Below are 25,848 nucleotides of genomic sequence, written 5' to 3'. Positions count from 1 at the left end.
CCTCCCCCGGCCCCCGCAACCGTATGCGTACCGTGCCTCAGCGGATGCCCAGGCGCGCGCGCGTCTGGCCCAGCGCCACCAGGCTGATTACAGCGCAGGCCATCAGGTAGAAGCTCGGCGCCAGCTTGCTGCCGGTGGCGCTGATGAGCCAGGTAAGGATGAAGGGTGCGAACCCGCCGAACAGGGTCACCGCGATGTTGTACGAGAGCGAGAGGCCCGTGGTGCGCGTCTTGACGGGGAAGATCTCCGATGCCAGCGCGGGCAGCGCGCCGAAGTACAGCGTCATCATCAGCCCTAGCACCACCTGCACCGCCAGCATCACGCCGAAGCCGGGATAGTGGCTGAGCAGCCAGAACAGCGGCCAGATCGACACCAGCAACAGCAGCGCGGCGAGGCGCATGGGCGGGATGCGGCCATAGCGATCCGACCAGTGCCCGACCAGCGGGGCGAACAGCATCTGCACCACGCCGGTGGCCAGCGTGGCGGCAAACGCCGCCGAGGGCGGCAGGCCGAGTTGCTTGACCGCGTAGGTGGGCATGTACAGCACCAGGTAGGTCGAGACCGTGGCCACGATCACCACGCCCATGGCCAGCAGCAGGCGTTCCTTCTGGTGGCTGAGCGTGTCGCGCAGCGGCGTCTCGGTGGTCTCGGCCTGGAGGAATTCGGGGGTTTCGTCAACGTGGCGGCGGATGTAGTACGCCACCGGGCCGATCAGCAGGCCGAACAGGAAGGGCACGCGCCAGCCCCAGGATTGCATCTGGTCGGGGGTGAGCGTGGTGGTGAGCACAGCGCCAAAGCCGGCCGCAAGCAGGGTGGTCAGCCCCTGGCTGGCAACCTGGAAGCTGGAGTAGAAACCGCGCCGGTTGGGCGCGTGCTCGGCCAGGAAGGCGGTGGCGCTGCCGAACTCGCCGCCGGCCGAGAAGCCTTGGATCATGCGCGCTGCCACGATGCCGACGGGCGCCATGAGGCCGATCGCGGCATAGGTGGGCAGCAGCGCGATGATCAGCGTGCCCACCATCATCAGCAGGATGGAGAGCGTGAGCGCGGCGCGCCGTCCCTTGCGGTCGGCATAGACGCCGATCACGATGGCGCCCAGCGGCCGCATGAAGAACGACACGCCGAAGGTGCCAAGCGTCAGCAGCAGCGAGGTGTTCTCATCGTGGTTGGGAAAGAACAGCGTGGAGATGGTGACGGCGAAGAAGCCGTAGACGACCAGGTCGAACCACTCCAGGGCGTTGCCGATGGAGGCCGAGATGACCGCGCGCCAGGGATGGCGCGAGGCGGGCGCGGCGGCTTGTGCCGCACCGCTGGTGTTGTTGTTGTTGTTGTTGTTGTTGTTGTTGCTGCCGCTGTTGTTGCTACCGGATCCGCTTGCCGATACTGCTGTCATGGTGTCTCCCTGTTTTTTTTGGACATGACGCAACCACCGGCCCGCGGTTTTGGCGGGCCGGCTACAACGTGAAACGGCTCAGGCCACGCGCAGGCTGTCGACCACCTTGTGCAGGAAGGCCTCGCAGGCGGCGAGCTGCTCCAGCGCGACGAACTCGTCGGGCTTGTGGGCCTGCTCGATATCGCCGGGGCCGCACACCACGGCCGGGATGCCGGCGCGCTGGAACAGGCCGGCCTCGGTGCCGTAGGCGACCTTGTTGACATCGCGGTCAGCGGTCAGCGCGCGCACCAGTTGCGTGATGGCGGCCTGCTCGGCCACGTCGAGCGAGGGCGCGGCGGCGATCTTGTTGATGGTGAGGCCGGCGTCGGCATGCTCGGCGCGCATTTTCGGCAGCAGCACGTCGTTGGCGTAGCCCTCGATGCGGGCAAAGATGGCTTCCGGGTCGACACCCGGCAGGTTGCGGAATTCGAACACGAACTCGCACAGCGCCGGAATGGTGTTGAGCGCGATGCCGCCGTGGATGGTGCCGGTCTGGGCCGTGGTGAAGGGCACGTCGAAGTCGCGGTCGTAGGGGCCGTTGGCCTTGAACTCGTCGGCGATGTCGCGGATATGGCAGATCAGGCGTGCGGCGTATTCGATGGCGTTGACGCCCTTGGGCGTGAGCGACGAATGCGCGGCCTGGCCCTTGACGCAGCAGCGGTAGGCGTTGATGCCCTTGTGCGCCACGATCACGCGCATGCTGGTGGGCTCGCCGACGATGCAGCCGCCAGGGGTCACGCCGCGCTCGCGCAGTTCCGCCAGCAGGTAGGGCGCGCCCATGCAGCCGATTTCCTCGTCGAAGGACAGCGCGTAGTGGACCGGCTCGCGCAGCTTGGCCTCAAGCAGCGTGGGCAGCAGCGCCAGGCTGGTGCCGATAAAGCCCTTCATGTCGCAGGTGCCGCGGCCGTACAGGCGGCCATCGCGGATCACCGGCTTGAACGGGTCGGTGGTCCAGTTCTGACCATCCACCCGCACCACATCGGTATGGCCCGACAGCACGATGCCGCCATCGGTGCTGCCATTGGCGGCGGGCACGGTGACGAACAGGTTGGCCTTGTCGCCTTGCGGGTTGTAGCTCAGGTGGGGGCGCAGGCCCTTGGCCAGGAAATGATCGCGCACGGCTTCGATCAGGCCGAGGTTGGAGTGGCGGCTGGTGGTGTCGTAGCTGACCAGGCGCTGGGTCCAGTCGAGCGCGCTGCCGCGGGTTGCGGCATCGGCAGGCTTGCTGAGGGTATCGGCTTGCATGGCGGTTGGCTTTTGGTAACGTGTTAAGTGAATGATGCTACACCGTGCTGACCTGCCGGTCCATGCGCGGTGCACCATCCTGGCGCCGCTCTCGGCGGCGCTGCGCCGCGAACGGGTACCGTGGTGCAATGATCAGGCCAATCAGGCCAGCTGGCGCAGGGTGTGCTTGATGGTCTGCGCGCGCACGGCCACATCCAGCATCTTGGCCTCGATGCGCAGCTTGTCCTGGCCGGCCAGCTTGATATGGCGATTCTTCTGTACCAGCTCGATGATCTTCATCGCGTCGATCGGCGGGTTGGGCAGGAACTGCATGCTGATGGCCGCGTCGCTGGCGTCGATCTTGCGCACGCCCAGCGGCACCGCGGCGATGCGCAGCCGGTGGGTTTCGATCAGCGCTTGCGCTTGCGGCGGCAGGCGGCCGAAGCGGTCGATCAGTTCCTCCTGGATATCGTCCACGCGCTCGGCGGCTTCGCAGTTGGCCAGGCGCTTGTACAGCGAGAGCCGCTCGTGCACGTCGGTGCAATAGTCGCTAGGCAGCAGGGCCGGGGTGCCCAGGTTGATTTCGGTGGTGACGGCCAGCGGTGCCATCAGGTCCGGTTCCTTGCCGTTCTTGAGCGACTTGACGGCGGCGTTGAGCATGTCGGTGTAGAGCTGGAAGCCGATCTCGTGGATCTCGCCCGATTGCTTGTCGCCCAGCACTTCGCCCGCGCCGCGGATTTCCAGGTCGTGCATGGCCAGGTAGAAGCCCGAGCCCAGTTCCTCCATCTGCTGGATGGCTTCGAGCCGGCGCTGCGCCAGCTTGCTCAGGCCTTCGACATCGTGCACCAGCATGTAGGCATAGGCCTGGTGGTGCGAGCGCCCGACGCGGCCGCGCAGCTGGTGCAGCTGCGCCAGGCCGAACTTGTCGGAGCGGTGGATCAGGATGGTGTTGGCGGTCGGCACGTCGATGCCGGTCTCGATGATGGTGGTGCACAGCAGGATATTGTCGCGGCGCGCCACGAAGTCCCGCATCACGCGCTCCAGCTCACGCTCGTGCATCTGCCCGTGCGCCACCGCGATGCGCGCTTCCGGCACCAGCTCCGCGAGCTTGGCGCGCTTGTTCTCGATGGTGTCGACCTCGTTGTGCAGGAAGTAGACCTGCCCGCCGCGCTTGAGCTCGCGCAGGATGGCCTCGCGCACCACGCCGTCTTCCTCGCGCCGCACGAAGGTCTTGATGGCCAGGCGCTTTTGCGGCGCGGTGGCGATCACGGAGAAGTCGCGCAGGCCTTCCAGCGCCATGCCCAGCGTGCGGGGGATCGGCGTGGCGGTCAGGGTCAGCACGTCGACCTCTGCGCGCAAGGTCTTCAGCATTTCCTTCTGGCGCACGCCAAAGCGATGTTCTTCGTCGATCACGACCAGCCCCAGCCGCTGGAACTTGACGTCGTCCGACAGCATCTTGTGCGTGCCGATCACGATATCGGCGGTGCCGTCGTTGATCTGCTTGATGGCGCCGTCGATCTCCTTCTTGGTCTTGAAGCGGGACAGCTCCACAATGCGCACCGGCCATTCGGCGAAGCGGTCGGAGAGGTTCTGGAAATGTTGCTCGGCCAGCAGCGTGGTCGGCGCCAGGATGGCCACCTGCTTGCCGCCCATGACGGCCACGAAGGCGGCGCGCAATGCGACTTCCGTCTTGCCGAAGCCCACATCGCCGCACACCAGCCGGTCCATCGGCTTGCCCGAGGTCATATCGGCGATCACCGCGGCGATCGCCGCGGCCTGGTCCGGCGTTTCCTCGAAGCCGAAGCGTCTCGGCAAACTTCTCGTAGTCCTTGGGCGTGAGCTCGAAAGCATGGCCCTGGCGCAAGGCGCGGCGCGCGTACAGGTTGAGCAGCTCGGCGGCCGTATCGCGGATTTGCTGCGCGGCTTTGCGCTTGGCGCGTTCCCACTGGCCGGAGCCCAGCGAGTGCAGCGGCGCGGTGTCCGGATCGGCGCCGGAATAGCGCGAGATCACGTGCAACTGGTGCACCGGCACGTACAGCTTGCTGCCTTTTTCGTAGTCCAGGTGCAGGAATTCCTCCTCGCCCTGGCCCAGATCCAGCGAGACCAGGCCCTGGTAGCGGCCGATGCCGTGCTCGCTGTGCACGACCGGGTCGCCGATCTTGAGCTCGGCCAGGTCGCGCACCATCGAGTCGACGGCGCTGGCCTGTTCCTGCTTGCGCCGGCCGGTGCGGCGCGCGGTCCCGGCATACAGCTCGGCTTCAGTGACAAAGGCCAGCGGCTCGATGCCTTGCGCGCCGGGCACGGCGAAGCCGCTTTGCAGCGGCGCCACCACAATGGAGAAATGCGAATCTCCCGCCAGGAACGCGGCGTAATCGTCGATCGGCTGCGGGCGCAGCCCGCTTTCGCCGAACAGTTGCAGCAGCGTTTCGCGCCGGCCGGCGGAGTCCGCGCACATCAGCACGCGCCGGTCCTTTTTCAGCAGCAAGGCTTCCAGGTTGACCAGCGGATCTTCCGCGCGCCGGTTGACCGAGACATCGGGCAGGGTCTCAGCCAGCGGCACGGTGTCGCCGGTAGCGGTGCCTTGCAGAACGAGCCGCGCCAGCGGCTTCGCGCCCGCGAAGAACTGCTCTTCCGAGAGGAACAGCGCCGAGGGCTGCAGCAGCGGCCGCTCCCGGTCATGGCGCATGAAATTGTAGCGCTGCGTGGTGTCGGCCCAGAAGCGGCGGATGGCGTCGGGCACATCGCCGGCATAGGCGAGCTGGCTGTTGGCGGGCAGGTAATCGAAGACCGTCGCCGAGCTTTCAAAGAACAGTGGCAGGTAGTACTCGATGCCGGCCGACGGCACGCCATTGCCAATGTCCTTGTAGATCGTCGACTTGCTCGGGTCGCCTTCGAACAGTTCGCGCCAGCGGCCGCGAAACGCGGTGCGCGCGGCATCGTCGAGCGGGAACTCGCGGCCCGGCAGCAAGCGCACTTCCTTCACGGGGTACAGGCTGCGCTGCGTATCGGGATCGAAGGCGCGGATGGTTTCGATCTCTTCGCCGAACAAGTCGATCCGGTACGGCAGGGGCGAGCCCATCGGGAACAGGTCGATCAGCCCGCCACGCACGCTGTACTCGCCGGGCCGCATCACGGCGCTGACATGCTCGTAGCCGGCCAGCGTGAACTGGGCCTTGAGCGCGGCTTCGTCCAGCTTCTCGCCCTGCTTGAAGAAGAACGTGTAGGCCGCCAGGAAAGCGGGCGGCGCCAGCCGGTAGAGCGCGGTCTGCGCCGGCACCAGCATGATGTCGCACTGGCCGCCCTGGATATCGTGCAGCGTGGCCAGCCGCTCCGAGACCAGGTCCTGGTGCGGCGAGAAGCTGTCGTAGGGCAACGTTTCCCAGTCGGGCAGCAGGCGCACCCGCAGGCCGGGCGCGAACCACGGGATTTCCTCGGCGAGCCGCTGCGCGTCGACCGCATTGGCGCACACCACCGCCAGCATCGGCATACGCTCCTTGTGCTGGCTGGCGTAGGCGGCCAGCGCCAGGGCGTCGGCGGAGCCGGGCAGGCCGGACACGGTATAACGCTGGCCGGCCTTGACCAAGGGGAGGTTGGCGAAGGGCGTGGGACGATTAGCTTCAGGCATCGGTTACGGGCTGGCTTGTTGACGGCTTTCAGGCGTTGCGGGGCAAAAAAGCGCGGCGATGCAACAGCGACACCCCGCCGGCATTGCGGGCGGGGTGTGGGCGAAGCATGCGGCGCCCGGCGGGCGCTCGCGCTGATCGACGCCCGCATGTCCGCGAGCGAAGGCCGTATTATAGAATGCGCTCCGAAATCCGCGTTTTCAATGCCGCGCTTCCCGTTCCTCGCCCATGGCGGGGGCCTTGAAGCTTTGCGCCATGCCCCGCTTCCCGGGGCATGGCGCCCACCTTGCCCCTAGCGCTATCCGTGTCTGCTCGCCGATTTGCCTTGATTCCCTGTGCCGGTACCGGCAGCCGTGCGGGCGGTAGCCTGCCCAAGCAATACCAGACCGTGGCCGGCCGGCCGATGATCTGGTACGCGCTAGCCGCTTTTGCCGCCTGCGACGCTATCAGCGCCACCGCGCTGGTGCTGGCGCCCGACGATATGCCGCTGGAGTCCCGTTTCGGCGCGGCGGCGTTCGCCGGCCTGCGTTTTGACACGGCCTTCGTGGGTGGCGATACGCGCCATGCCTCGGTGCTGGCTGGCCTGCATCACCTGGCGCAACTCGGCGCCACGGATCGTGACTGGGTGCTGGTGCATGATGCGGCCCGCCCCGGCCTGACGCCTGCCATGATCCACGCGCTGGTACGCGCGGTAGAGGGCGACGGCGGCGACGAAGACGGCCCCGACGCAGCCATCGGCGGCATCCTGGCGGTGCCGGTGCCCGATACGCTCAAGCGCGCCGATGCGCCCCCCGCCGGGCAACCGGCGGCCGTGGTGCGCATCGGCGCCACGGTCTCGCGCGAGGGCTTGTGGCAGGCGCAGACGCCGCAGATGTTCCGCCTGGGTGTTTTGCGGCAGGCGCTGCAGGAAGCGCTGGCCGCAGGCGCCGTGGTGACCGACGAGGCCAGCGCGATCGAGCGGCTGGGCCTGCATCCACGCCTGGTCAACGGTTCGCTGCGCAATTTCAAAGTGACCTACCCCGAGGATTTCGCGCTGGCCGAACTGTTGCTGGGCGAGGGTGCCGGCGAGCCATGAACGCCATCCTCATGCATTACCAGCCATCCCCGCCCATCCCCATCCATCCCCCCCCGTTCCGATCCTGAAGGAGAATTGCTTCCATGACCCCATTCGATATCCGCGTCGGCCAAGGCTACGACGTGCACGCGCTGGTGCCGGGCCGCAAGCTCATCCTGGGCGGCGTGGACATTCCTCATGACCGTGGCCTGCTTGGCCATTCCGACGCGGACGCGTTGCTCCACGCCATCACCGACGCGCTGTTCGGCGCGGCCGGCCTGGGCGATATCGGCCGGCACTTCCCCGATACCGATCCGCGCTTTGCCGGCGCCGACAGCCGCGCCCTGCTGCGCGAGGCCGCGCGCCGCGTGCGTGAGGCCGGCTATGAAATCGGTAACGTGGATGCGACGGTGATCGCGCAGGCGCCGAAGCTGGCGCCGCATATCGGCGCCATGGTGGCGAACCTGGCGGAAGACCTGGGCTTGGCCGCGGCCAGTTGCAACGTCAAGGCCAAGACCAATGAGAAGCTGGGCTTCGAGGGTCGTCAGGAAGGCATCGTTGCGCAAGCCGTGGTGCTGATCTGGCGTGGCACGATCGTTTCCCCGCAGGATTGATGCGCAGTTAGTGCACGGTTGAGCGCAGCGGGCGCTCAGATTTTGGTGGACGCCCCGGCTGCGCCGGCGTTGTCGGGCGGGAGCGCGTAGACGTAGTCGATCAGCCTGGCCATCGGGCCTGAGCGCGCACCGGCCTCGGTGCGTTTGACAAAACCCATCTGCTGGCACAACTGGTTGGCGGATTTCATTTCCGGCATGGTGCGCACCAGCAGCGCGCCGGCGCCGATATCGCGCGCGCGCTGGATGCAGACCTGCATCAGCGTGCGGCCAAGCCCCAGTCCGCGTGCCTGCGGGCTGACCGCCAGCAGCCGGGCTTCCGGCAAGGCGAGCGTGATGGTGCTGCCGTCCAGCGCTTGCAACGTGGCGCCGGGATGGCAGAACAGCACCGCGCCGCTGATGCCGTGATCGGTCTGCGCCACCCACCATTCCATATCCGAAGTCGACGCGGCCAGCACGGCTTTCATGCCTTGCTGGAAGGACTCGCGGCAATCCTCCATGATGTCCAGCTCATATTGGCCATAGGCTTGCTGGGTCACGGCGGCGATTTCGCCCCAGTCCTGCACGGTGGCGAGGCGGTAGTGAAAGCGGGGGGAGGTGTGCGAAGGAAGGGTGCTCATGGCAGAGGGGGGGGCGAAGGCTGTGACCTTGCTGGATTGTAGGCCCTTCGGTGCACAAATGCAGTCAGTGAATTACCGACTAGGCGCGTTGGTAACAGGCTTGCGCTGACGCGCGCTGCATGCTGGGCCAGCCCCGCCGGCCTTGCGCCGCGGGGCCTTCGGGGAAGTGCCGGAACCACCATGCATGGCCGGCGAGTGCCGGCCGCAAGCACGCGATACGGCCTTATTCCGCCGCGATGACGTTGGCGGCTGCGACGACCACGGCGGCAATGCGGCCCACGTCGCGCAGTTGCTGCGCGGTCATGCCTTGCTCGTTCTTGAGCAGTGCATAGTGCGACTTGATACAGAAATGGCATTTGCCGACGATGGACGCAGCCAGCGCGTACATCTCGAAGCGGCGCTTGTCCACGCCGCCGTGCGTGGCGTACGCATTCATGCGCAGGCCGGCCGGTTGCGTTGCGAGATCCTGGTCGTCGGCCATTTCCACGAACGGATACCAGACGTTGTTCATGCCCATCAGCGCGGAGGCGGTGAGCACAGCATTGGTTTCCTCGGGCGACAGCACGCCCGCGTTGCGGATCGCGTCGACGATCACGCGGCTCTTGGCGGCAAACGCTGCGGCCAGCGCCACGGCCACCGCATCGTTGCCCTCGAGCGAGGAGCGGGCGATGGTGCCGTCGAGGTTCAGGCGGATATCCTTGGCGTAGTCAGGAATAAGGCCTTTAATCGTGCTGAGGAATTCCATATAAATCTCCTATCGGTAAGGTCTCAAAAAACCCGCCATGGCGGGTTTTGAGGCGCGGGCCGAAGCCCGGCGCGCAGATCGTCACAAATCGCCGGCAATCTCTCACCGGCAGTTTGTGCAGCATGCCAACTAGTCGACAGCTTACAGCGTGGCGCCGCCAACAGCGCGGTTGCACGGGCACAGCTCGTCGGTTTGCAGGCCGTCGAGGATACGCAGCACTTCTTCCGGGTTACGGCCGACGTTCAGGTTGTTCACCGACACGTGCTGGATGACATTGTCCGGATCGACGATGAAGGTAGCGCGCAGCGCGACGCCGGCAGCACGGTCACGCACGCCCAGCTGGTCGATCAGCGAGCCGGTCACATCGGCGAATTGCCATTGGTCCAGCTTGTTCAGGTCCTTGTGCTCGCGGCGCCATGCCAGCTTCACGAATTCGTTGTCGGTCGAGCCACCCAGCACGATCGCGTCGCGGTCGGCGAAGTCGCCGTTGAGCTTGGCGAAGGCAACGATTTCGGTCGGGCACACAAAGGTGAAGTCCTTCGGGTAGAAGTAAATGATCTTCCACTTGCCTTCGAACGACTTTTCGGTGATGTCTTCAAAGGCCGACTGGCCGTTCTCTTCATGGTTGTTGAAACCCGGCTTGACACCGACGACGTGGAAGGCTTCGATTTTGTCACCAACGGTCTTCATAGACTGCTCCTGGATACGGTTGAAGAGAGATGCTCGCGCTGCAAGCCAGGCCATCACCAACGGATAAGGCCGGGCTGCCGCGCAACGAAGATGGATTATGCGTCATCCCCGGGGGGCGGGGCTAATTGATATTCTCAAAGAGCCCGATAGCCAAGCTCGGGGAGCCGCGCATCCGGCAAGCGCGAGCGCCGCACGGGTGATGGTGGCGCCGGCATATTGCGCAGCGATGTCAGCCACGCTGCTCGGGCAGCCCTGGCGGAACACGGCAGTCTACCCCGGCGGGGGCGCCGCCGCGAACCTCATGCCGTCTTGGCCACGGGTTCGACGTAGGCGTGCTGCCGTCCGCCGCGGAAAATCACCAGCGTGGCGATCAGCCCGCACGCGGCGGCGAACATCAGCCACAGGCCAGGCGCGGCCTTGTTGCCGGTGCTATGGATCAGGTAGGTCGCGATGGCCGGCGTGAAGCCGCCGAACAGGGCCGTGGCCAGGCTGTACGCCAGCGAGAAGCCAGCCGTGCGCACCGCGGGCGGCATCACTTCGGTCAGGGTCACCACCATCGCGCCGTTGTAGCTGCCGTACAGGAAGGACAGCCACAGCTCGACCATCAGCAGGCGGCCGAACGACGGCTCGGCTACCAGCCAGGACACCGCCGGATAGGCCGTGAGCAATGTGAGGATGGTGAAGATCACCAACAGCGGCTTGCGACCCACGCGGTCCGACAAGGCGCCCATCAGCGGCAGCCAGATGAAGTTGGACAGCCCCACGCACATGGTGACGATCAGGTTGTCGACGTCGTCCAGCTTGAGCACGGTCTTGCCGAAGGTCGGGGTGTACGCGGTGATCATGTAGAACGATACCGTCGTCATCACGACCATCATGCAACCGGCCACGATGATGCGCCAATTCTCCAGCATCGAACGATAGATCTCGTTGATGCTGGGGCGATGCTTGCGGGTCTTGAACTCTTCGGTTTCCTCCAGCGAGCGGCGGATCAGGAAGAGGAACGGCACGATCAGGCAGCCGATCAGGAATGGAATGCGCCAGCCCCATTCGCCCATCTCCTCGGGCGACAGCTTGGCGTGCAGCACCACGCCGAGCAGGCCGGCAAAGATCACCGCTACCTGCTGGCTGGCCGATTGCCAGGCCACGTAGAAGCCCTTCTTGCCGGGTTTGGCGATTTCCGCCAGGTAGACCGATACGCCGCCCAGCTCAACGCCGGCGGAGAAGCCCTGCAGCAGCCGGCCCGCCAGCACCAGCAACGGTGCGGCCACGCCGATCGACGCATAGCCCGGCACGCAGGCAATCAGGAGGGTGCCAAGCGCCATCAGGACCAGCGTCATGATCAGGCCCTTGCGGCGGCCGTGATGGTCGATGTACGCGCCCAGGATGATGGCGCCGAGCGGACGCATCAGGAAGCCCGCGCCGAAGGTCGCGAGCGAGAGCATCAGCGAGGCGAACTCGTTGCCGCTAGGGAAAAACGTCTTGGCGATGGCGGCGGCGTAGAAGCCGTACACCATGAAGTCGTACATTTCCAGGAAGTTGCCGCTGACAACGCGGAACACGGTGCGGAACCCGTGTTGCTGGGAAGGGGAGTTTGACATGTTGCTGGTGTCTCTCGCAGTCGCCGCCGGTTGGTTCCGGGGGCTTGATTTTGATCGGGCGCCAGATGGGGGCGGCTTTTTTTTCGGGGAATAGCCTTGGCTGGGCTTGGTCTTGGGGGTGTGCTGCTAACGGCGGCAAGTTTGCGCCGGGGGGGCTGTCATTACGCTGTCAAATGGCTTTCAGTTTGATATCAAACGCTGTCGAAAGCCTGTCAGTGGGATGAAGGGAGGGGGTGGGGCTAGGGTTACTACGGAGGGGGGTGATTTTGCGGTAACTGCTTGGGTGATTTCCGCCTGGGGGCGGAAATCACGGCCGAACACTTGGGATTGGGGGGATCTATGCTCGCCGGAAAAACGCGCTGACCACCAGGCCGGTGGCTGGCGGCGGGCGGTTCGCCAGCATCAGCCTGCCGCCGTTTCGCTGCAGGATCCGGTTGACGATCGACATCCCCAGCCCGGCGCCCTTGGCTTCGCTGCGTGCGCCATCGAGGCGGTAGAAGGGCCTGGTCAGCAAGGGCAGTTGCGCTTCCGGCACGCCGCTGCCGTGGTCGGCCACGGTTAGCACGGCTTCCTTGTCTTCGATGCGGGTGCTGATCTCGACCACGGCTACGCCGTTGTCTTCGTCCTTGGCGTAGCGGCGGGCGTTCTCGACGAGGTTGTCAAGGATCCGCTGGACTTCCATGCGGTTGGCGACGGCCATCACGGGGTCGCCGGCGCGAACGTGGACGCGCACGTCGTCGTGAGCGCCGTAGACGCCGACGGCGTCTTGCACCAGGGCGGAGAGGTCGACGGGTTCGACCGTTTCCAGCGCGGGCCGGGCGTAGTTGAGGAACTGGCCGATGATGGCGTCCATCTGTTCGATGTCGGCGATCATGGCTTCCCGCGTGGTGTTATCGACGGGGGACATCTCGGTTTCCAGCCGCAGCCGCGTGAGCGGCGTGCGCAGGTCGTGCGAGATACCGGCCAGCATGACGACGCGGTCGTCGTCAAGCTGGCGCAGGTCGCGCACCATCTGGTTGAAGCTATGGTTGGCCTGTGCCACTTCGCTGGCGCCATGCTCGGGCAGGGTGGGCGGGTCGCCCCCGCCGCCGATGGCGCGTGCCGCATTGGCCAGCCGCTTGAGCGGGTGGTTGACCAGCGACGTGATAAAGGCCGCGCCGATGATCGACAGCAATAGCGCGGCGATGCTCCACCACAGCCACTGGATGCCGGGCACACGCTCGAACCGTTCTGGGCTGATCGCCACCCAGTAGTCGTCGCCCTCGATCTCGAAACTCACCCATACGCCGGGAATATCGTTCACGGTGGTGGCGATCACGGTCCCTTCGCCCAGCCGGCCGCGAATCTCCTGCTGCACCAGCTGCGTCAGGAAGGGATTCGTGGTGGGCACGGAGAAATCGTCGTCTTTCTCGCGCGGGTAGACCTTGATGCCCTCGTTCTGCACCAGGTCGAGCAGCAGGAAACGCCGCCGCGCGGGATCGGAATAAAGCAGGGCAGCGCGCGTCAGCTTGACCACGCTGACCACCTGCATGGCGATCTGCTGGGCGCGCGGCGCGCGTTCGAAGAGCCGATAGCTCTGGAACCAGATACCCAGCGAGATCGCCAGCAGAAGGGCGATCAACATGAAGGTTCGCCAGAACAGCGAACCGAACAGACGCGTAGCCGCGCGGCCGAAGGCAGTCGCCACGATGCGCGGCGCCTTACTTCACGCCATCGGGGATGAAGACGTAGCCGAGGCCCCAGACCGTCTGGATGAAACGCGGGTTGCCCGGATCAGGCTCGATCAGCTTGCGCAGGCGTGAGATCTGCACGTCCAGGCTGCGGTCGAATACTTCGTACTCGCGCCCGCGCGCCATTTCCATGAGCTTCTCGCGTGACAGCGGCTGGCGCGGATGCCGGGCGAACACCTTGAGCACCGAGAATTCGCCGGTGGTCAGGGTGATCTCTTCGTCATTTTTGGTCAGCGTGCGGGTGGCGAGGTTAAGCACGAAGTCGCCAAAAGCGAAGTTTTCCGGGGTTTCCGAAGGCGCGCCGGGGACTTCGGCGGGGCCCTTGCGGCGCAGCACGGCGTGGATACGCGCGATCAGCTCGCGCGGGTTGAAGGGCTTCGGCAGGTAGTCGTCGGCGCCCATCTCGAGGCCGACGATGCGATCGACGTCCTCGCCCTTGGCGGTGAGCATGATGATAGGCGTCTGGTCGTTGGCGCCGCGCAGGCGCCGGCAGATCGACAGGCCGTCTTCACCCGGCATCATCAGGTCGAGCACTAGCAGGTCGAAACGCTCGCGCAACCAGAGCTTGTTCATCGCGGTGGCGTTTTCGGCTACCAGTACGGTGAAGCCCTGTTCGCCAAGGTAACGGCGCAGCAGGTCGCGCAGACGGGGGTCGTCGTCCACGACGAGAATCTTGTGACTGGTATTTTCCATGGCGGTATCTTAGCGACAAACGCTTTCGGTCAAAATGGCTTAACAAAAGGTTACATACTTTACCCCGAGGTATGACGGCGCGCATCCACCCTGCGTTTAAACTGCCGCATACCGTTTCCGTAGCCAGTCCCCATGGGGTTTTCGTGGGTGTCCGCCGTGTAGTTCACTGCCACGACGTGGCGAGGCGGGGCTACCGGATGTCTGGCTTCCGGCGGTCCTGTAACCACCGTTTCCGAAGCCCAAACCGCCATTATCAATGAAAGTCACCCGCAAGCGCGCCGGGCATACCCTTTCCCGTGCCGGCGCGAGTGTCGCGCTGTTGCTTGCCGCTAGTGTGGGGTACCCGCAATCGCCCGGCATGGCGCATTTGCTCCCGGGCGCTGGCAATGCAGCAGGCCGCGATGCCGCGCCGCGCAACGAGCGCGAGCGCTACAGCCAGGACGAAGCGCGAGCACGCGCCGGAAAGTACCGCGCCGAGCGTGACATGGGCAACCGGCCCCACGCGTCCCCGAACGACAAACTCTCGCCCGACGAGCGGCGCAAGCTGCGCCAGAACCTGTACGAACTCGGGCGGGAGATGTACCAGGGCGGCTAGGCCCCGGGCACGCGCTCATACGGGCAGCTTGCCACGGCGTGCAGCATCCGGGATATCGGCGTCCGTCCTACTTCAGCTTGCGCTTCATTCAGCCTCGTTCAGCCTCACGGCAGGCCGGCATGCGGCACTTCGACCTCCGTCATCAGGATATGGCCCAGGCGCGAAGCGCGCCGCTCAGCCTCGTCGAAGTTAGGCGCGGCGGCCAGGAACAGCGTGGTGCCACGCGGGCCGCCCAGCGCGGCAGCGAAAATTCCCGTCCCGCAGGCAATTTCCTCATCGATCTGACCACCCGGAAGTACCCGCAAGACGCGATTGCCGATGGCGTCGGCCACCCAGAGTGCGCCCTGCGCGTCCTGCGTGCATCCGTCCGGCGCCACTTTCGCGCCGCCCAGCACCTGGACGAGGTCCGATCCAGTGGGCTGGCTGCCGAAGAGGGCCCAGTCGCGGCGCGGGCCGAGCGAGCCATCGGCGCCCAGGTCGAAGGCCGAGATGCGATTGCCGAGGGTCTCGCCCCACCACCAGGGATTTGCCGTCCGGCGTGATGACCGAGCCGTTGGGGAAGAACAGGCCATCGGCCACCACGGTGATCGAGCCGTCCGGGTCGACCCGCGCCAGGCTCGCCGTGCGCATCGGCGCGCCGGCCATCAGGTCGAAACCGAAATTACCTACATAGGCGCGGCCGTACTGGTCCACCACCATGTCGTTGACGTGCCCGCTGGCCACGCCGGACAGGTCGGCATGCACCACCAGGCTGCCGTCCGGCTCGCGGCGCAGCAGCTTGCGGTCGCGCATGGAGACGATCAGCAGGCGCCCGTCCGGCAGCCATCCCATGCCGGATGGCTGTTGCGGCACTTCCGCGATCTGTTCGACGGCGCCGTCCAGGCTCACCGCCATCACCCGGTGGGTGTAGAAATCCGACAGCCAGAGCCGGCCGTCGTGCCAGCGCAGTCCTTCCAGAAAGGTGTGCCCCTTGGTCAGGACCGATAGTTCGCGTTGCGCCATGCCGTGTCTCCGATGTGATCTTTCGATCTTGTGATTGGTGTGCCTACATCCAATACGATTTGTGCCGGGACCGCAAGCGCGCCGCGAAAGGGGCGTCAGGCGCGCGGCTGGAAATGCCGCAGGAAGTCGACGAAGACCTCGGCCGCGAGCTGGGCGTCGTCGGCCGTGATGGTCTCCAGCGGGTTGTGGCTGATGCCGCCGTTGCCGCAGCGCACGAACAACATTGCCACGTCGGTCACGCGCTGCATCATCATGGCGTCGTGGCCGGCGCCCGAGGGCAGCTCGAACGCTTCCAGCCCGCGCTTCTTGAGCACCGCGCCGAACTGGTCCATCAGCCAGCGCGCGCACGGCGCATTGTTGACCGGTGGCACCCGTTCCACGATGGCCGTGAGGCCGCGGCGCTCGGCGATCGCCTGGATGCCGGCCACGATGTCGGCGATGGCGGCCTCGCGGATGCCGTCCTCACCGGCACGGATGTCCATCGAGAACACACACTCGGCCGGAATGACGTTGCTCGATCCGTTCGGCACTTGCAACTGGCCCACCGTGCCGACCAGGGCGGGTACTTGCGCGCAGCGCCGCTCCACCAGCAGCACCATCTCGGCGGCCGCGGCGGCGGCGTCCTTGCGCAGGGTCATGGGCGTGGTGCCCGCGTGGCTGGCCAGGCCCTCCACGCGGACCTGGAAGCGGCTGCTGCCGGCGATCTGCGTGACCACGCCGAGGGGCAGGCCGTGGTGCAGCAGGACCGGGCCTTGCTCGATATGGACTTCGACGAAGCCATGCAGGGTGGCGGGGTTCACCGCCGCGGCCCGCAGTGCGTCGAGGCTGCCCGCGCCCGGCAGGCCAGAGGCCGCCAGCGCCTCGCGCAGTGTCACGCCGTCGGTGTCGGCACGATCCAGCAGGTCCGGGTCGAAGCGGCCGGCCAGCACGCTGCTGGCCAGGAAGCTGGTCTTGAAACGCAGGCCTTCTTCCTCGGCAAAGCCAACTACCTCGAAGTGATAGGGCAGGCGGATGCCGGCCGCGTTGAGCGCCCCAACCACGGCGACGGGCAGCAGGATGCCAAGCCGGCCGTCATAGCACCCGCCGTTGCGTACGGTGTCGAAGTGCGAGCCGGTCATCAGCACGCGCGCGGCATCGCCCACGGCCGGATCGGCGGCGTAGCGGCCAATCACGTTGCCGATGGCGTCGATGCGGATCGTCATGCCCGCGGCCTCCATCCATGCCACCAGCTGGGCTTGCGCGGCGCGGTGGGCCGGGGTCAGGTAGGCGCAGGTCAGGCCGCCTTCCATGTCCGAGAAGCGGGCCAGCGCTGCGGCCTGGTCGAGAAGGGTCTGGCCGAGCGGGAGGAGGGGGGCGGCGGATTGGCTCATGGCAGCTCAGGCTGGTTAGCAGATCGGTAGGCAGGCAGGTAAGCAGGCAAGTAAGCAGGCGCATCGGGACCGGAACGCGGGTAGCGATGCAGGAGGCAAGGGCGCGGTGCTCAGCGGTTGCGCATCCATGTCTTCCACGCGATCCACAGCTTGCGCATGGGCGTGAGCGAGATGCGCTGGTTCAGCACCTGGAATTCGCTGGCCTCCAGCTCGTCGAGCAGTGTCTGGTAGATCGCGCCCATGACCAGGCCAGCGCGCTGGGCGCGGCGGTCGGCAACGGGCAGCAGGGCCAGCGCCTCGCGGTACAGCGTGCGGGCCTGTTCGGCCTGGAAGCGCATCAGCGCAACGAAGCGATCGGAATGCGTGGCCTGGTTGATCTCCGACACCGGCACCTGGAAGCGCTGCAGCGTGTTTACCGGCAGGTAGATCCGGCCACGCCGGGCGTCCTCGCCGACATCGCGCAGGATATTGATCATCTGCAGGGACAGGCCCATCTTTTCGGCGTACTCGAGCGTGCGCGGATCCGTGTGGCCGAGGATACGGGCACTCATGGTGCCGACCACGCCGGCCACGCAATGGCAATAGCGCGTGAGTGCGATCTCATCCAGGTAGCGCGACTGGTTGAGGTCCATCTCCATGCCGTCGAGCACTTCATTGAACATCGACTGGGTCAGCCCATAGGCTTGCGCGTGCGGCTGCAGCGCCTTGATGACGGGATGGGTCGGCGCGCCGTTGAACATCTGGGCGAGCTCGTTGCGCCACCAGGCCAGTTTTTGATAGGCGACGCTGGCGTCCTGGGTGTCGTCCACGACATCGTCGACCTCCCGGCACCAGGCATAGAGTGCGGTAATGGCCTGCCGGCGCTCGGGCGCCAGGAACAGGAAGCTGTAATAGAAGCTGGAGCCGCTCTGCGCGGCTTTCTCTTGGCAATACTGATCGGGCGTCACGCCAGGCTCGGGTCGGTGAAATTGGGGGGCTATTGGGAGGCTAAATGCCTGCGCTGTCGCCGCGGCAACCTGACCGGCGCGGGGCGGTCAGCCTGGCGAGCGCGCGCGATGGCGAAAAGCCAGGGTCCGGCGCCGAGAGCCGTAAACTCCAGTCGTCAAGCCGTTCCACGGCGCTTGCCAAGGCAGTGCGAGCGACGCGCCGGATTGTAACATCGCCCTTCCCGAGGCGGCCGCCGTGGGCGAGGCCGCCTCCCGGGGCTCCGCCACCCCCCGCCCCGCGAATTTCAAACGCTGCGGCATAGCTGCGGCATTTGGTCGCGCCCAGCCCGTCTCCTGCGTCTGACTTGGGCCGCAGGGGCGGCCGCGGATTTGAAAAGTGCGTTTCCGGCATCCCCCTGCGCGTGCCGTTTGACGCCTTCGGTCCCGTCCCGTTACATTACTGACCGGCGAGTTATTAATCTGCCGCCGCTTCGCGCCGTGCCTGCAGTTCCACCGATCTAACGCTTAACTCATGCCAGTGCCTTATCCCGGGCCGGAAGTTGCGGCCATCGAAGTGCCTTTTTCAACGCTTCCTAACGCGAATGCGTTCGCGGCCGGCTTGCACATGCGCGGCCGCGGCGTGCGGGTGGTCCTGCTGGTGCTCGCCGGGGTGGCGATGGCGCTGGCGGGTTGCAGCCGGCAAGCAGAAAAGGCGCCAGAGATCCGCCCGGTGCGCCTGATGCAGTTGCAGCCGGGCGCAGGCAAGACGGAACTCGAATTCTCCGGCGATGTGCGGCCCCGGATCGAGTCGCGGCTGGGCTTTCGCGTGGGCGGCAAGATCGCCGCCCGCCTGGTCGACGTGGGCGCCACCGTGCGCAAGGGCCAGCCGCTCGCCCGTCTTGACCCCACCGACCTGGGCCTGGCGGAAGCCGGCTCGCGGGCCCAGTACGACGCGGCCAAGACCGATCGCGACCTGGCCGAGGCCGATCTCAAGCGTTACAACGAACTGTTCGCCAAGAAATTCATCAGCGCGGCCGAGCAGCAACGCCGCCAGGCCACCTTTGACTCCGCCGTATCCCGCCTGCGCCAGGCCGAGGCGGGGCTGCGCAACCAGTCCAACCAGACTGGCTACGGCGTGCTGACGGCCGACGCCGATGGCGTGGTGACCCTGATCGAAGCCGAAGCCGGCCAGGTCGTGGCGGCCGGCCAGTCGGTGGTGCGGGTGGCGCAAACCGCCGAGAAGGAGGTTGCGGTTGGCCTGCCGGAGGACCAGGTCGAGCGCCTGCGCGGCATCTCCGACGTCACCGTGCGCACCTGGGCCGCGCCCGGCCGGCTGCTGCCGGGCCGCGTGCGCGAGATCTCGCCGATGGCCGACCCGGTGACGCGCACCTACGCGGCGCGCATCAGCGTGCCCAATCCGCCAGCTGACTTCAAGTTCGGCATGACCGCCGTGGTCACCTTCACCCGTACCGGCGACGATGCCGCGCTGCGGGTACCGCTCTCCGCGTTGCTGCAAAAGCAGGGCATCAACCAGGTCTGGGTGTACGACGCGGCGGCCGGCACCGTGCAGCCAGTCAACGTCACGCTGGGCGAGCTCCAGGGTAACGAGATCCAGGTCCGGCAGGGGTTGTCGCCCGGCCAGACCATCGTCACCGCGGGCGTGCACCTGCTCAAGCCCGGCCAGAAGGTCAAGCCGCTGCAGGCCGTGGCGCCCACGCCGGCCGTGCGCAACTAAGGCACCGGCATGGATCATTCCCGTTTCAACCTTTCCCGCTGGGCGCTGGAGCACCAGCCGCTGACCCGTTACCTGCTGGTGGTGCTGTTGCTGGGCGGGCTCTTTGCCTTCTTCCAGCTCGGGCAGGACGAAGACCCGCCCTTTACCTTCCGCGTGATGGTGGTGCAGGCGTTCTGGCCCGGCGCCACCGCCGAGCAGATCGCGGTGCAGGTCACCGACAAGATCGAGCGCCAGCTGCAGGAAGTGCCCTACGCCGACAAGATCCGCAGCTTCTCCAAGCCCGGCGAGACCACGGTGATCTTCCAGCTCAAGGACACCGCGCCGGCCAAGGACACCGCGCAGATCTGGTACACCGTGCGCAAGAAGGTCGGCGACATCGCGCAGGCGCTGCCCCCGGGCGTGCGCGGGCCGTTCTTCAATGACGAATTCGGCGACGTGTACGGTTCCATCTACGCGCTCTCGGCCGACGGCTTCAACTACAAGGAACTGCGCGAGTACGCTGACCTGGTGCGCCAGCAACTGCTGCGCGTGCCGTCCGTAGCCAAGGTGGCGCTGATCGGGCTGCAGGACGAGAAGGTCTATATCGAATTCAACCAGGCGCGCTTTGCCCAGCTCGGGCTGGACATCAATGCGATCGCCGACCAGATTTCGCAGCAAAACAGCATGACCGCCAGCGGCGTGCTGGTGACGCCGGGCGACAACCTGCAGGTGCGCTTGTCGGGCCAGTTCGCCAACGTGGCCGACCTGGAAAACCTGGTGCTGCGCGGCCCCAACGGCATTGCCAATATCCGCCTGGGCGACATCGCGCATGTGTACCGCGGCTATGTCGATCCGCCTGCCAGCAAGCTGATCGAGGCCGTGGTGATCGTGCTGGGCGTGAGCTTTTTTTGGTTGGGGTTGCATACCAAGCCGCTGCGGATTGACGTACGCCCGGGCCTGGTAGTGGCGCTGACCATCCCGCTGGTGCTCGCGGTCACGTTCCTGTTCATGAATATCTTCGGCATCGGCCTGCACAAGATATCGCTCGGGGCGCTGATCGTGGCGCTGGGGCTGCTGGTCGACGACGCCATCATCGCGGTGGAGATGATGGTGCGCAAGCTGGAGGAGGGCTTCTCCAAGATGGAAGCCGCCACCTTCGCCTACACCTCCACCGCGATGCCCATGCTGACCGGCACGCTGATCACCGCCGCCGGCTTCCTGCCGGTGGGGCTGGCGCGCTCCACCGTGGGCGAGTACACCTTCGCCATCTTCGCCGTGACCGCGATGGCGCTGGTGCTGTCGTGGCTGGCCGCGGTCTACTTCACGCCCTACCTGGGTTACCTGCTGCTCAAGGCGCGGCCGGCTGGCGCGGGCGAGCAGCACGAGGTGTTCGATACGCCCTTCTACAACCGCTTCCGCCGCCTGGTGCACTGGTGCGTGACGTGGCGCAAGACAGTGATCGTCATCACGCTGGTGGCCTTTGGCCTCGGCCTCTACGCCTTCAAGTTCGTGGAGAAGCAGTTCTTCCCGGACTCGAGCCGGCCGGAGCTGATGGTGGAGCTGTGGCTGCCGGAGGGCACCAGCTTCGCGCAGACCGAGGCCGAGGCCAGGCGTTTCGAGGCGGCGCTGCGCGGGGACCGCGAGATCGCCAGCCTGACCACCTTCGTTGGCAGCGGCGCGCCGCGCTTCTACCTGCCGCTGGACCAGATATTCCCGCAGACCAATGTGGCGCAGGTGATCGTGATGCCGGCCGAAGTCGCGCTGCGCGACCGGGTGCGCCAACGCGTGGTGGACTTGCTGGCGCGCGATTTCCCGCAATTGCGCGGCCGCGTCAAGCTGCTGCCGAACGGCCCGCCCGTGCCCTATCCGGTGCAGTTCCGCGTGATCGGGCCGGATGCCGCCGGCGTGCGCAAGCTGGCCGATGAGGTCAGGGCGGTGATGAGCGCCAACCCCAACACCGTGGGGGTCAACGACAACTGGAACGAGAACGTCAAGGTGCTGCGCCTGGACATCGACCAGGACAAGGCGCGCGCGCTCGGCGTCAGCACCACTGCCATCGCGCGGGTGACCCAGACTGTCTTGAGTGGCGTGGCGGTGGGGCAATACCGCGACGCAGACAAGCTGATCGATATCCTGATGCGCGCGCCGCACAACGAGCGCGATGCCATGTCCGACCTGCAGAACGTGCAGGTGCCCACCGCCAACGGCCGCGTGGTGCCGCTGACCCAGGTCGCGCGCATCGTTTTTCGCTCAGAGCCGGGCGTGATCTGGCGCGAGAACCGCGACTTTGGCGTGACCGTGCAGGCCGACGTGGCCGAAGGCATCCAGGGCCCCACCGTGACGGCGCAGATCGATCCCAAGCTGGATAAGCTGCGCGCGCAGCTGCCGGCGGGCTACCGCATTACGGTGGCCGGGGCGCAAGAAGAAAGCGGCAAGGCCGGCGCGTCGATCGCCGCGCAGCTGCCGCTGTGCATCTTCCTGATCTTCACGCTGCTGATGCTGCAGCTGCACAGCTTCTCGCGCTCGCTGATGGTGTTCCTGACCGGGCCGCTCGGCCTGATCGGCGCCGCCGCCACGCTGCTGCTGCTCAACGCGCCGATGGGCTTCGTCGCGCAACTCGGCATCACCGCGCTGCTTGGCATGATCATCCGCAACTCCGTGATCCTGGTCGACCAGATCGAGCAGGACATCCGCGCCGGCGAGGCCGTGTGGGACGCCATCGTCGAGTCCGCCGTACGGCGCTGCCGCCCATCATCCTGACCGCGGCGGCGGCCGTGCTGGCCATGATCCCGCTGTCGCGTTCCGTGTTCTGGGGGCCGATGGCGGTCGCAATCATGGGCGGGCTGGTGATCGCCACGGCGTTGACGCTGCTGTTCCTGCCGGCGCTGTATGCGGCCTGGTTCCGGGTCAAGGCGCCGGCGGCGGGCGGGGCGGTGCTGGCGCGCTGAGCACAAGCCCGTGCGTGCTCTGGCGGATAGGCCCGCCGAGCACGCTCTTGTCTCACATCATTTCAAACACAACATCCTGCGCCCCTTCCCACAGCACCTTGGTGCCCAGCGCGCGCAGGTTCTCCTTGCCTTGCACGATCGTCAGGAAATGGTTGCCCGCGAGCTGGCCCATCTTGCTGGCGAAGCAGCAGCTGCCATACGCCAGGATGATCTCGGTCTCGCTGTAGCCGCCGGGATAGAACAGGATGTCGCCTACCGAGGGGTGGCTGGTGTGGTTCTCGAAGTCCACGCCCAGCTTGAACTCGCCCAGCGGGATCCAGCAGCCTTCGCCGCTCCAGCGCACATGGATCAGCTTTTGGCGGTAGGGCAGCAGCTTGGTGAAGGCTGCCACGGTGAGGGGGGCGTCGGGATGGGTTTCGGCGACGAACTGGTAGCCGCCGGCGGTAATGCGGATCTGGGCCATTCAGGCTCTCCTTGGGGAATCGGGGTGGCCGTTCAGCTTAGCGCGGCGACCAGCTTTTCGGCAAATGCAATCAGGCTGCGGTCGCTGCCGGCCGGGCCCATCAGCGAGATGCCCAGTGGTGCGCCCGCGCGGCTGGCCAGTGGCAGGCTCAGGTGCGGGAACCCGGACAGCGGCGCCAGGCACAGCGTTTGCGCGGACAGGTTGCGGTAGGTCTCAAGTTCCTCGCCGGCGGCGTCGGACAGCGGGGCAATGTCGGGCATGGTCGGCAGGATCAGGACGGCGTCGTTGCCGAGCAGCGCAGCCAGGTGGGCGGTAAAGTCGCGGCGAACGGCGCTGGAGGCTTCGAACTGCGCTTCGGTGACGCCCTTGGAAAACGCAAACCGCGCGGCCACGTCGGGGCCGAGCTGCAGGCCGTATTGTTCGATCATGGCGCCGTCGGTCTGCCAGGCTTCCCAGCCCTGCACATAGCGGAAGGCCCACCAGATGTCTTCCAGCGGGCGGTCCGCCACCGTGACGGGCGTGGCTTTGCCGAAGGCGGCTTCGATGCCGCCGACCACCGGCAGCAGCGCGTCCAGCGCGGGGGCGGTGGGCATGCGGAACAGGTCTTCGGCCAGCAACAGGCGCGGGCTGGCGGGCAGGGGCCGGGGGTCGCCGCCAAGCAGCACGTCGGCCACGCGGGCGAAGGTGCGGATGTCGCGCGCGAAGAAGCCGCAGGTATCAAAGCTGTCGCACAGCGCCAGGGTTTGTGCCAGGGAGATCCGCCCAACGGTCGGGCGGATGCCGAACAGCCCGCAGTGGCTGGCCGGCGCGCGCACCGAGCCGCCGGTGTCGGTGCCGAGCGCGAAGTCGCAGAGCTGGTTCGATACCGCAGAGGCTGAGCCGGACGACGAGCCGCCGGTGATGCGCCCCGGCGCGGCACCGTTTACCGGCGCGCCGTAGTGGGCATTCTTGCCGTTCATCGAGAACGCCAGCTCATCCGTGTGGGTCTTGCCCACGAAGGCCGCGCCGTTGTCCAGCAGCCGCTGCACGGTGGGCGCGGTGGTGGCTTTGATGCCCGACATGGCCAGCACATGGGGGTTGCCGCCGCCGGCCCGACATGGCCAGCACAGTGGGGTTGCCGCCGCCGGTTGGGTAGCCGGCCACGTCGAACAGGTCCTTGGCGGCGAAGGTCAGGCCGGCGAGCGGCCCGCTTGCGGCGTTGGCGATGGGTGCAACGGGGTAGGGGAGGAAGGCGTGGGAGGGGTGGCTGGCCAGGGTCATGGGTGCGGTTAGCGGTGAAAGTGAGGGCTAGGGTAGCAATCAGTAAAGGCGATATTGGCGCGCAATGCACGGCAGCCGTGCCGTCACGACGCGTTGACCCAGCTTACGCCAGGGCCTCGGCAGGGGTGACCGGCTCGCTGGCCAGCACGCAGCTCACGCTATGCCCGCCACCCAGCGCCGTAGCCCGCGGCACCGCCTCCAGGCATTGCGCGAGCGCGCGCGGGCAGCGCGGGGCAAAGCTGCAGCCCGGCGGCAGGGCCGACAGATCGGGCGGCGAGCCGGCGATGGTCTGCAGCCGCCGGCCACGGTCCATGCCGTGCTGGCGGCTTTGCAACAGCGCAATCGTATAGGGATGGCGCGCGGCGCGCAGGATAGTGCGGATCGGGCCTTCCTCGACGATGCGCCCGCCATACATCACGGCGACGCGGTCGGCGATCTCCACTGCCGCGCCGATGTCATGGGTGACGAACACGATCGACAGCCCAAGCTCGCGCTGCAGCTCACGCAGCAGGATCAGCACCTGGATCTGCACGGTGGCGTCCAGCGCGGTGGTCGGCTCGTCGGCCAGCAGGACCTTGGGATTGACTGATAGCGCCAGCGCGATCATGGCGCGCTGGCGCATGCCGCCGGACATCTCGTGCGGATAGGCTGCCAGGCGCCGTTCCGGGCTGGGAATGCGCACGGACTCCAGCGCGCGCAGCGCACGCTGGCGCGCCTCGGCGGCGGACACGCGGGCGTGGGTGCGGATGCATTCGATGATCTGCTGGCCGATCGTGTAGACCGGGTCCAGCGCCAGCAGCGGTTCCTGGAACACCATCGCCACCTTGCCACCGCGCAGGCGGGCGAGGCCACGGCCATCGAGGGCGGTGACGTTGGCACCGTCGATGCGGATCTCGCCTTCCATGCGGGTGCGGCGCGGCGGATGCAGGCGCATCAGCGCGCGCAGCGTCACGCTCTTGCCGGAGCCGGATTCGCCGATCAGCGCGAGCGTTTCGCCGGGCGCCACCTGGAGCGACACGCCGTTGACGGCGCGAATGGTCTTGCCGCCGCCGGAGAAGGTCACGCGCAGGTCGCGCACCGACACCATCGGCGCGCTGTCTTGCTGGGTGGTGCTGTTGTTGGGTGCAGTCACGGGTGCAGTCACGATAGGGCCCTCAGAGCGTTGCAACGAGCGGGCCGGCGGCCGCGGGCATCTGCCGGCTGTGGCCGCCGTCCGCGTTAGCCATCAGGCAGGCCACCGGATGTCCGGCCAGTGCGTCGGACAACCGCGGCGCGCGGCGCGTGCACACGTCCTCGGCCATGGCACAGCGCGGGTGGAAGCTGCAGCCGGACGGCGGGTTGATCGGGTTGGGCGGGTCGCCCGCGAGCGGCGCGACCTGGGTTCGGTGATCCGGGTCCAGCGCCGGCATCGAGGCCAGCAGCGCGCGCGTGTAGGGGTGCGCGGGATTGGCGTAGAGCTCGCGCGCGGTCGCGGTCTCGACCACGCGTCCGCCGTACATCACGGCCACGCGATCGGCGTAGCGCGCCACCACGCCCAGGTCGTGCGTGAT

General features: G+C 66.8%; 18 protein-coding genes and 4 pseudogenes. 5 read left to right on the top strand and 17 right to left on the bottom strand.

Annotated features, from left to right (window positions below; translation table 11 throughout):
• Positions 1–37: 37 nt before the first annotated feature.
• The 3 genes and pseudogenes from OR16_RS00105 to mfd all read right to left on the bottom strand — a co-directional run bounded on the left by OR16_RS00105 (position 38) and on the right by mfd (position 6,278).
• Positions 38–1,390 (bottom strand): MFS transporter, encoded by a 1,353-nt coding sequence (locus OR16_RS00105; protein ID WP_006155918.1) that lies wholly within the window; start codon positions 1,388–1,390, stop codon positions 38–40.
• Positions 1,391–1,468: 78 nt separating this feature from the next.
• Positions 1,469–2,674, bottom strand: coding sequence for an acetylornithine deacetylase (argE, locus tag OR16_RS00100; protein ID WP_006155917.1), 1,206 nt, complete (start codon positions 2,672–2,674; stop codon positions 1,469–1,471).
• Between the two features lie 141 nt (positions 2,675–2,815).
• Positions 2,816–6,278: pseudogene (mfd, locus tag OR16_RS00095) on the bottom strand (transcription-repair coupling factor).
• Between the two features lie 272 nt (positions 6,279–6,550).
• On the opposite strand from mfd, the gene ispD reads away from it, so the two are divergent.
• Together ispD and ispF are read left to right on the top strand one after the other, a co-directional pair.
• Positions 6,551–7,351, top strand: coding sequence for a 2-C-methyl-D-erythritol 4-phosphate cytidylyltransferase (gene ispD / locus OR16_RS00090; RefSeq protein ID WP_050982835.1), 801 nt, complete (start codon positions 6,551–6,553; stop codon positions 7,349–7,351).
• Positions 7,352–7,434: 83 nt separating this feature from the next.
• On the top strand, positions 7,435–7,944 hold the full coding sequence (gene ispF / locus OR16_RS00085; protein WP_006155915.1) for a 2-C-methyl-D-erythritol 2,4-cyclodiphosphate synthase: 510 nt from the start codon (positions 7,435–7,437) through the stop codon (positions 7,942–7,944).
• A 35-nt stretch (positions 7,945–7,979) separates the two neighbouring features.
• On the opposite strand, the gene OR16_RS00080 is transcribed toward ispF, so the two are convergent.
• The 6 genes from OR16_RS00080 to ompR all read right to left on the bottom strand — a co-directional run bounded on the left by OR16_RS00080 (position 7,980) and on the right by ompR (position 14,020).
• Positions 7,980–8,561: a GNAT family N-acetyltransferase gene (locus OR16_RS00080; protein ID WP_006155914.1), complete on the bottom strand. Its 582-nt coding sequence runs from the start codon at positions 8,559–8,561 to the stop codon at positions 7,980–7,982.
• 223 nt (positions 8,562–8,784) lie between these two features.
• Positions 8,785–9,306: a carboxymuconolactone decarboxylase family protein gene (locus OR16_RS00075; protein WP_006155913.1), complete on the bottom strand. Its 522-nt coding sequence runs from the start codon at positions 9,304–9,306 to the stop codon at positions 8,785–8,787.
• Positions 9,307–9,447: 141 nt separating this feature from the next.
• On the bottom strand, positions 9,448–9,996 hold the full coding sequence (locus OR16_RS00070) for a peroxiredoxin (RefSeq protein WP_006155912.1): 549 nt from the start codon (positions 9,994–9,996) through the stop codon (positions 9,448–9,450).
• Between the two features lie 299 nt (positions 9,997–10,295).
• Entirely contained in the window at positions 10,296–11,597 is a 1,302-nt protein-coding gene (locus OR16_RS00065; protein WP_043417830.1) for an MFS transporter, read from the bottom strand.
• Between the two features lie 337 nt (positions 11,598–11,934).
• Positions 11,935–13,284 carry a sensor histidine kinase gene (locus OR16_RS00060; protein WP_006155910.1) on the bottom strand — a complete coding sequence of 450 codons (1,350 nt, stop codon included), beginning with the start codon at positions 13,282–13,284 and terminating at the stop codon, positions 11,935–11,937.
• A gap of 13 nt (positions 13,285–13,297) precedes the next feature.
• Positions 13,298–14,020: a two-component system response regulator OmpR gene (gene ompR / locus OR16_RS00055; RefSeq protein WP_006155909.1), complete on the bottom strand. Its 723-nt coding sequence runs from the start codon at positions 14,018–14,020 to the stop codon at positions 13,298–13,300.
• A 256-nt stretch (positions 14,021–14,276) separates the two neighbouring features.
• Here ompR and OR16_RS00050 point away from each other — a divergent pair, with 256 nt between their 5' ends.
• Positions 14,277–14,615: a hypothetical protein gene (locus tag OR16_RS00050; RefSeq protein ID WP_237716860.1), complete on the top strand. Its 339-nt coding sequence runs from the start codon at positions 14,277–14,279 to the stop codon at positions 14,613–14,615.
• 104 nt (positions 14,616–14,719) lie between these two features.
• Here OR16_RS00050 and OR16_RS47125 read toward each other — a convergent pair whose 3' ends face one another.
• The 4 genes and pseudogenes from OR16_RS47125 to hpnD form a co-directional block, all read right to left on the bottom strand.
• Positions 14,720–15,187: an SMP-30/gluconolactonase/LRE family protein gene (locus OR16_RS47125; protein WP_272942807.1), complete on the bottom strand. Its 468-nt coding sequence runs from the start codon at positions 15,185–15,187 to the stop codon at positions 14,720–14,722.
• A gap of 7 nt (positions 15,188–15,194) precedes the next feature.
• Positions 15,195–15,509 (bottom strand): annotated as a pseudogene (locus OR16_RS47120) (SMP-30/gluconolactonase/LRE family protein); the annotation flags it as partial.
• Between the two features lie 203 nt (positions 15,510–15,712).
• On the bottom strand, positions 15,713–16,987 hold the full coding sequence (locus OR16_RS00040; RefSeq protein ID WP_006155907.1) for a Zn-dependent hydrolase: 1,275 nt from the start codon (positions 16,985–16,987) through the stop codon (positions 15,713–15,715).
• A 110-nt stretch (positions 16,988–17,097) separates the two neighbouring features.
• The gene (hpnD, locus tag OR16_RS00035; RefSeq protein WP_006155906.1) at positions 17,098–17,934 is read right to left on the bottom strand and encodes a presqualene diphosphate synthase HpnD; all 837 of its coding nucleotides are present in this window, start codon (positions 17,932–17,934) and stop codon (positions 17,098–17,100) included.
• 511 nt (positions 17,935–18,445) lie between these two features.
• On the opposite strand from hpnD, the gene OR16_RS00030 reads away from it, so the two are divergent.
• Together OR16_RS00030 and OR16_RS00025 are read left to right on the top strand one after the other, a co-directional pair.
• Positions 18,446–19,648 carry an efflux RND transporter periplasmic adaptor subunit gene (locus tag OR16_RS00030; RefSeq protein WP_006155905.1) on the top strand — a complete coding sequence of 401 codons (1,203 nt, stop codon included), beginning with the start codon at positions 18,446–18,448 and terminating at the stop codon, positions 19,646–19,648.
• 9 nt (positions 19,649–19,657) lie between these two features.
• Positions 19,658–22,575, top strand: a pseudogene (locus OR16_RS00025) (efflux RND transporter permease subunit).
• Positions 22,576–22,627: 52 nt separating this feature from the next.
• On the opposite strand, the gene OR16_RS00020 reads toward OR16_RS00025, so the two are convergent.
• From OR16_RS00020 to OR16_RS00005, 4 genes and pseudogenes are all read right to left on the bottom strand, one after another.
• Positions 22,628–23,038 (bottom strand): DUF3830 family protein, encoded by a 411-nt coding sequence (locus OR16_RS00020; protein ID WP_006155902.1) that lies wholly within the window; start codon positions 23,036–23,038, stop codon positions 22,628–22,630.
• A gap of 32 nt (positions 23,039–23,070) precedes the next feature.
• Positions 23,071–24,298, bottom strand: a pseudogene (locus OR16_RS00015) (amidase).
• A 103-nt stretch (positions 24,299–24,401) separates the two neighbouring features.
• Entirely contained in the window at positions 24,402–25,385 is a 984-nt protein-coding gene (locus OR16_RS00010; RefSeq protein ID WP_043417846.1) for an ABC transporter ATP-binding protein, read from the bottom strand.
• A gap of 67 nt (positions 25,386–25,452) precedes the next feature.
• Positions 25,453–25,848, bottom strand: a 396-nt coding sequence (locus tag OR16_RS00005) for an oligopeptide/dipeptide ABC transporter ATP-binding protein (protein ID WP_006155899.1), incomplete at its 5' end; no start/stop codon positions are given.

The sequence above is a fragment of the Cupriavidus basilensis OR16 genome (assembly GCF_000243095.1).
Classification (GTDB): Bacteria; Pseudomonadota; Gammaproteobacteria; order Burkholderiales; family Burkholderiaceae; genus Cupriavidus; species Cupriavidus basilensis_D.
Note: the sequence above shows the minus strand (reverse complement) of the source record. Positions and strands in the feature narration are given on the sequence as shown.

What these genes read in the sequence shown, in the direction of transcription:
- OR16_RS00105 (WP_006155918.1), bottom strand. Translation starts at nt 1,390, where the DNA reads ATGACAGCAGTATCGGCAAGCGGATCCGGTAGCAACAACAGCGGCAGC.
- argE (WP_006155917.1), bottom strand. Translation starts at nt 2,674, where the DNA reads ATGCAAGCCGATACCCTCAGCAAGCCTGCCGATGCCGCAACCCGCGGC.
- ispD (WP_050982835.1), top strand. Translation starts at nt 6,551, where the DNA reads ATGGCGCCCACCTTGCCCCTAGCGCTATCCGTGTCTGCTCGCCGATTT.
- ispF (WP_006155915.1), top strand. Translation starts at nt 7,435, where the DNA reads ATGACCCCATTCGATATCCGCGTCGGCCAAGGCTACGACGTGCACGCG.
- OR16_RS00080 (WP_006155914.1), bottom strand. Translation starts at nt 8,561, where the DNA reads ATGAGCACCCTTCCTTCGCACACCTCCCCCCGCTTTCACTACCGCCTC.
- OR16_RS00075 (WP_006155913.1), bottom strand. Translation starts at nt 9,306, where the DNA reads ATGGAATTCCTCAGCACGATTAAAGGCCTTATTCCTGACTACGCCAAG.
- OR16_RS00070 (WP_006155912.1), bottom strand. Translation starts at nt 9,996, where the DNA reads ATGAAGACCGTTGGTGACAAAATCGAAGCCTTCCACGTCGTCGGTGTC.
- OR16_RS00065 (WP_043417830.1), bottom strand. Translation starts at nt 11,597, where the DNA reads ATGTCAAACTCCCCTTCCCAGCAACACGGGTTCCGCACCGTGTTCCGC.
- ompR (WP_006155909.1), bottom strand. Translation starts at nt 14,020, where the DNA reads ATGGAAAATACCAGTCACAAGATTCTCGTCGTGGACGACGACCCCCGT.
- OR16_RS00050 (WP_237716860.1), top strand. Translation starts at nt 14,277, where the DNA reads ATGAAAGTCACCCGCAAGCGCGCCGGGCATACCCTTTCCCGTGCCGGC.
- OR16_RS47125 (WP_272942807.1), bottom strand. Translation starts at nt 15,187, where the DNA reads ATGGCCTGTTCTTCCCCAACGGCTCGGTCATCACGCCGGACGGCAAAT.
- OR16_RS00040 (WP_006155907.1), bottom strand. Translation starts at nt 16,987, where the DNA reads ATGAGCCAATCCGCCGCCCCCCTCCTCCCGCTCGGCCAGACCCTTCTC.
- OR16_RS00030 (WP_006155905.1), top strand. Translation starts at nt 18,446, where the DNA reads ATGCCAGTGCCTTATCCCGGGCCGGAAGTTGCGGCCATCGAAGTGCCT.
- OR16_RS00020 (WP_006155902.1), bottom strand. Translation starts at nt 23,038, where the DNA reads ATGGCCCAGATCCGCATTACCGCCGGCGGCTACCAGTTCGTCGCCGAA.
- OR16_RS00010 (WP_043417846.1), bottom strand. Translation starts at nt 25,385, where the DNA reads ATGGTGTCGGTGCGCGACCTGCGCGTGACCTTCTCCGGCGGCGGCAAG.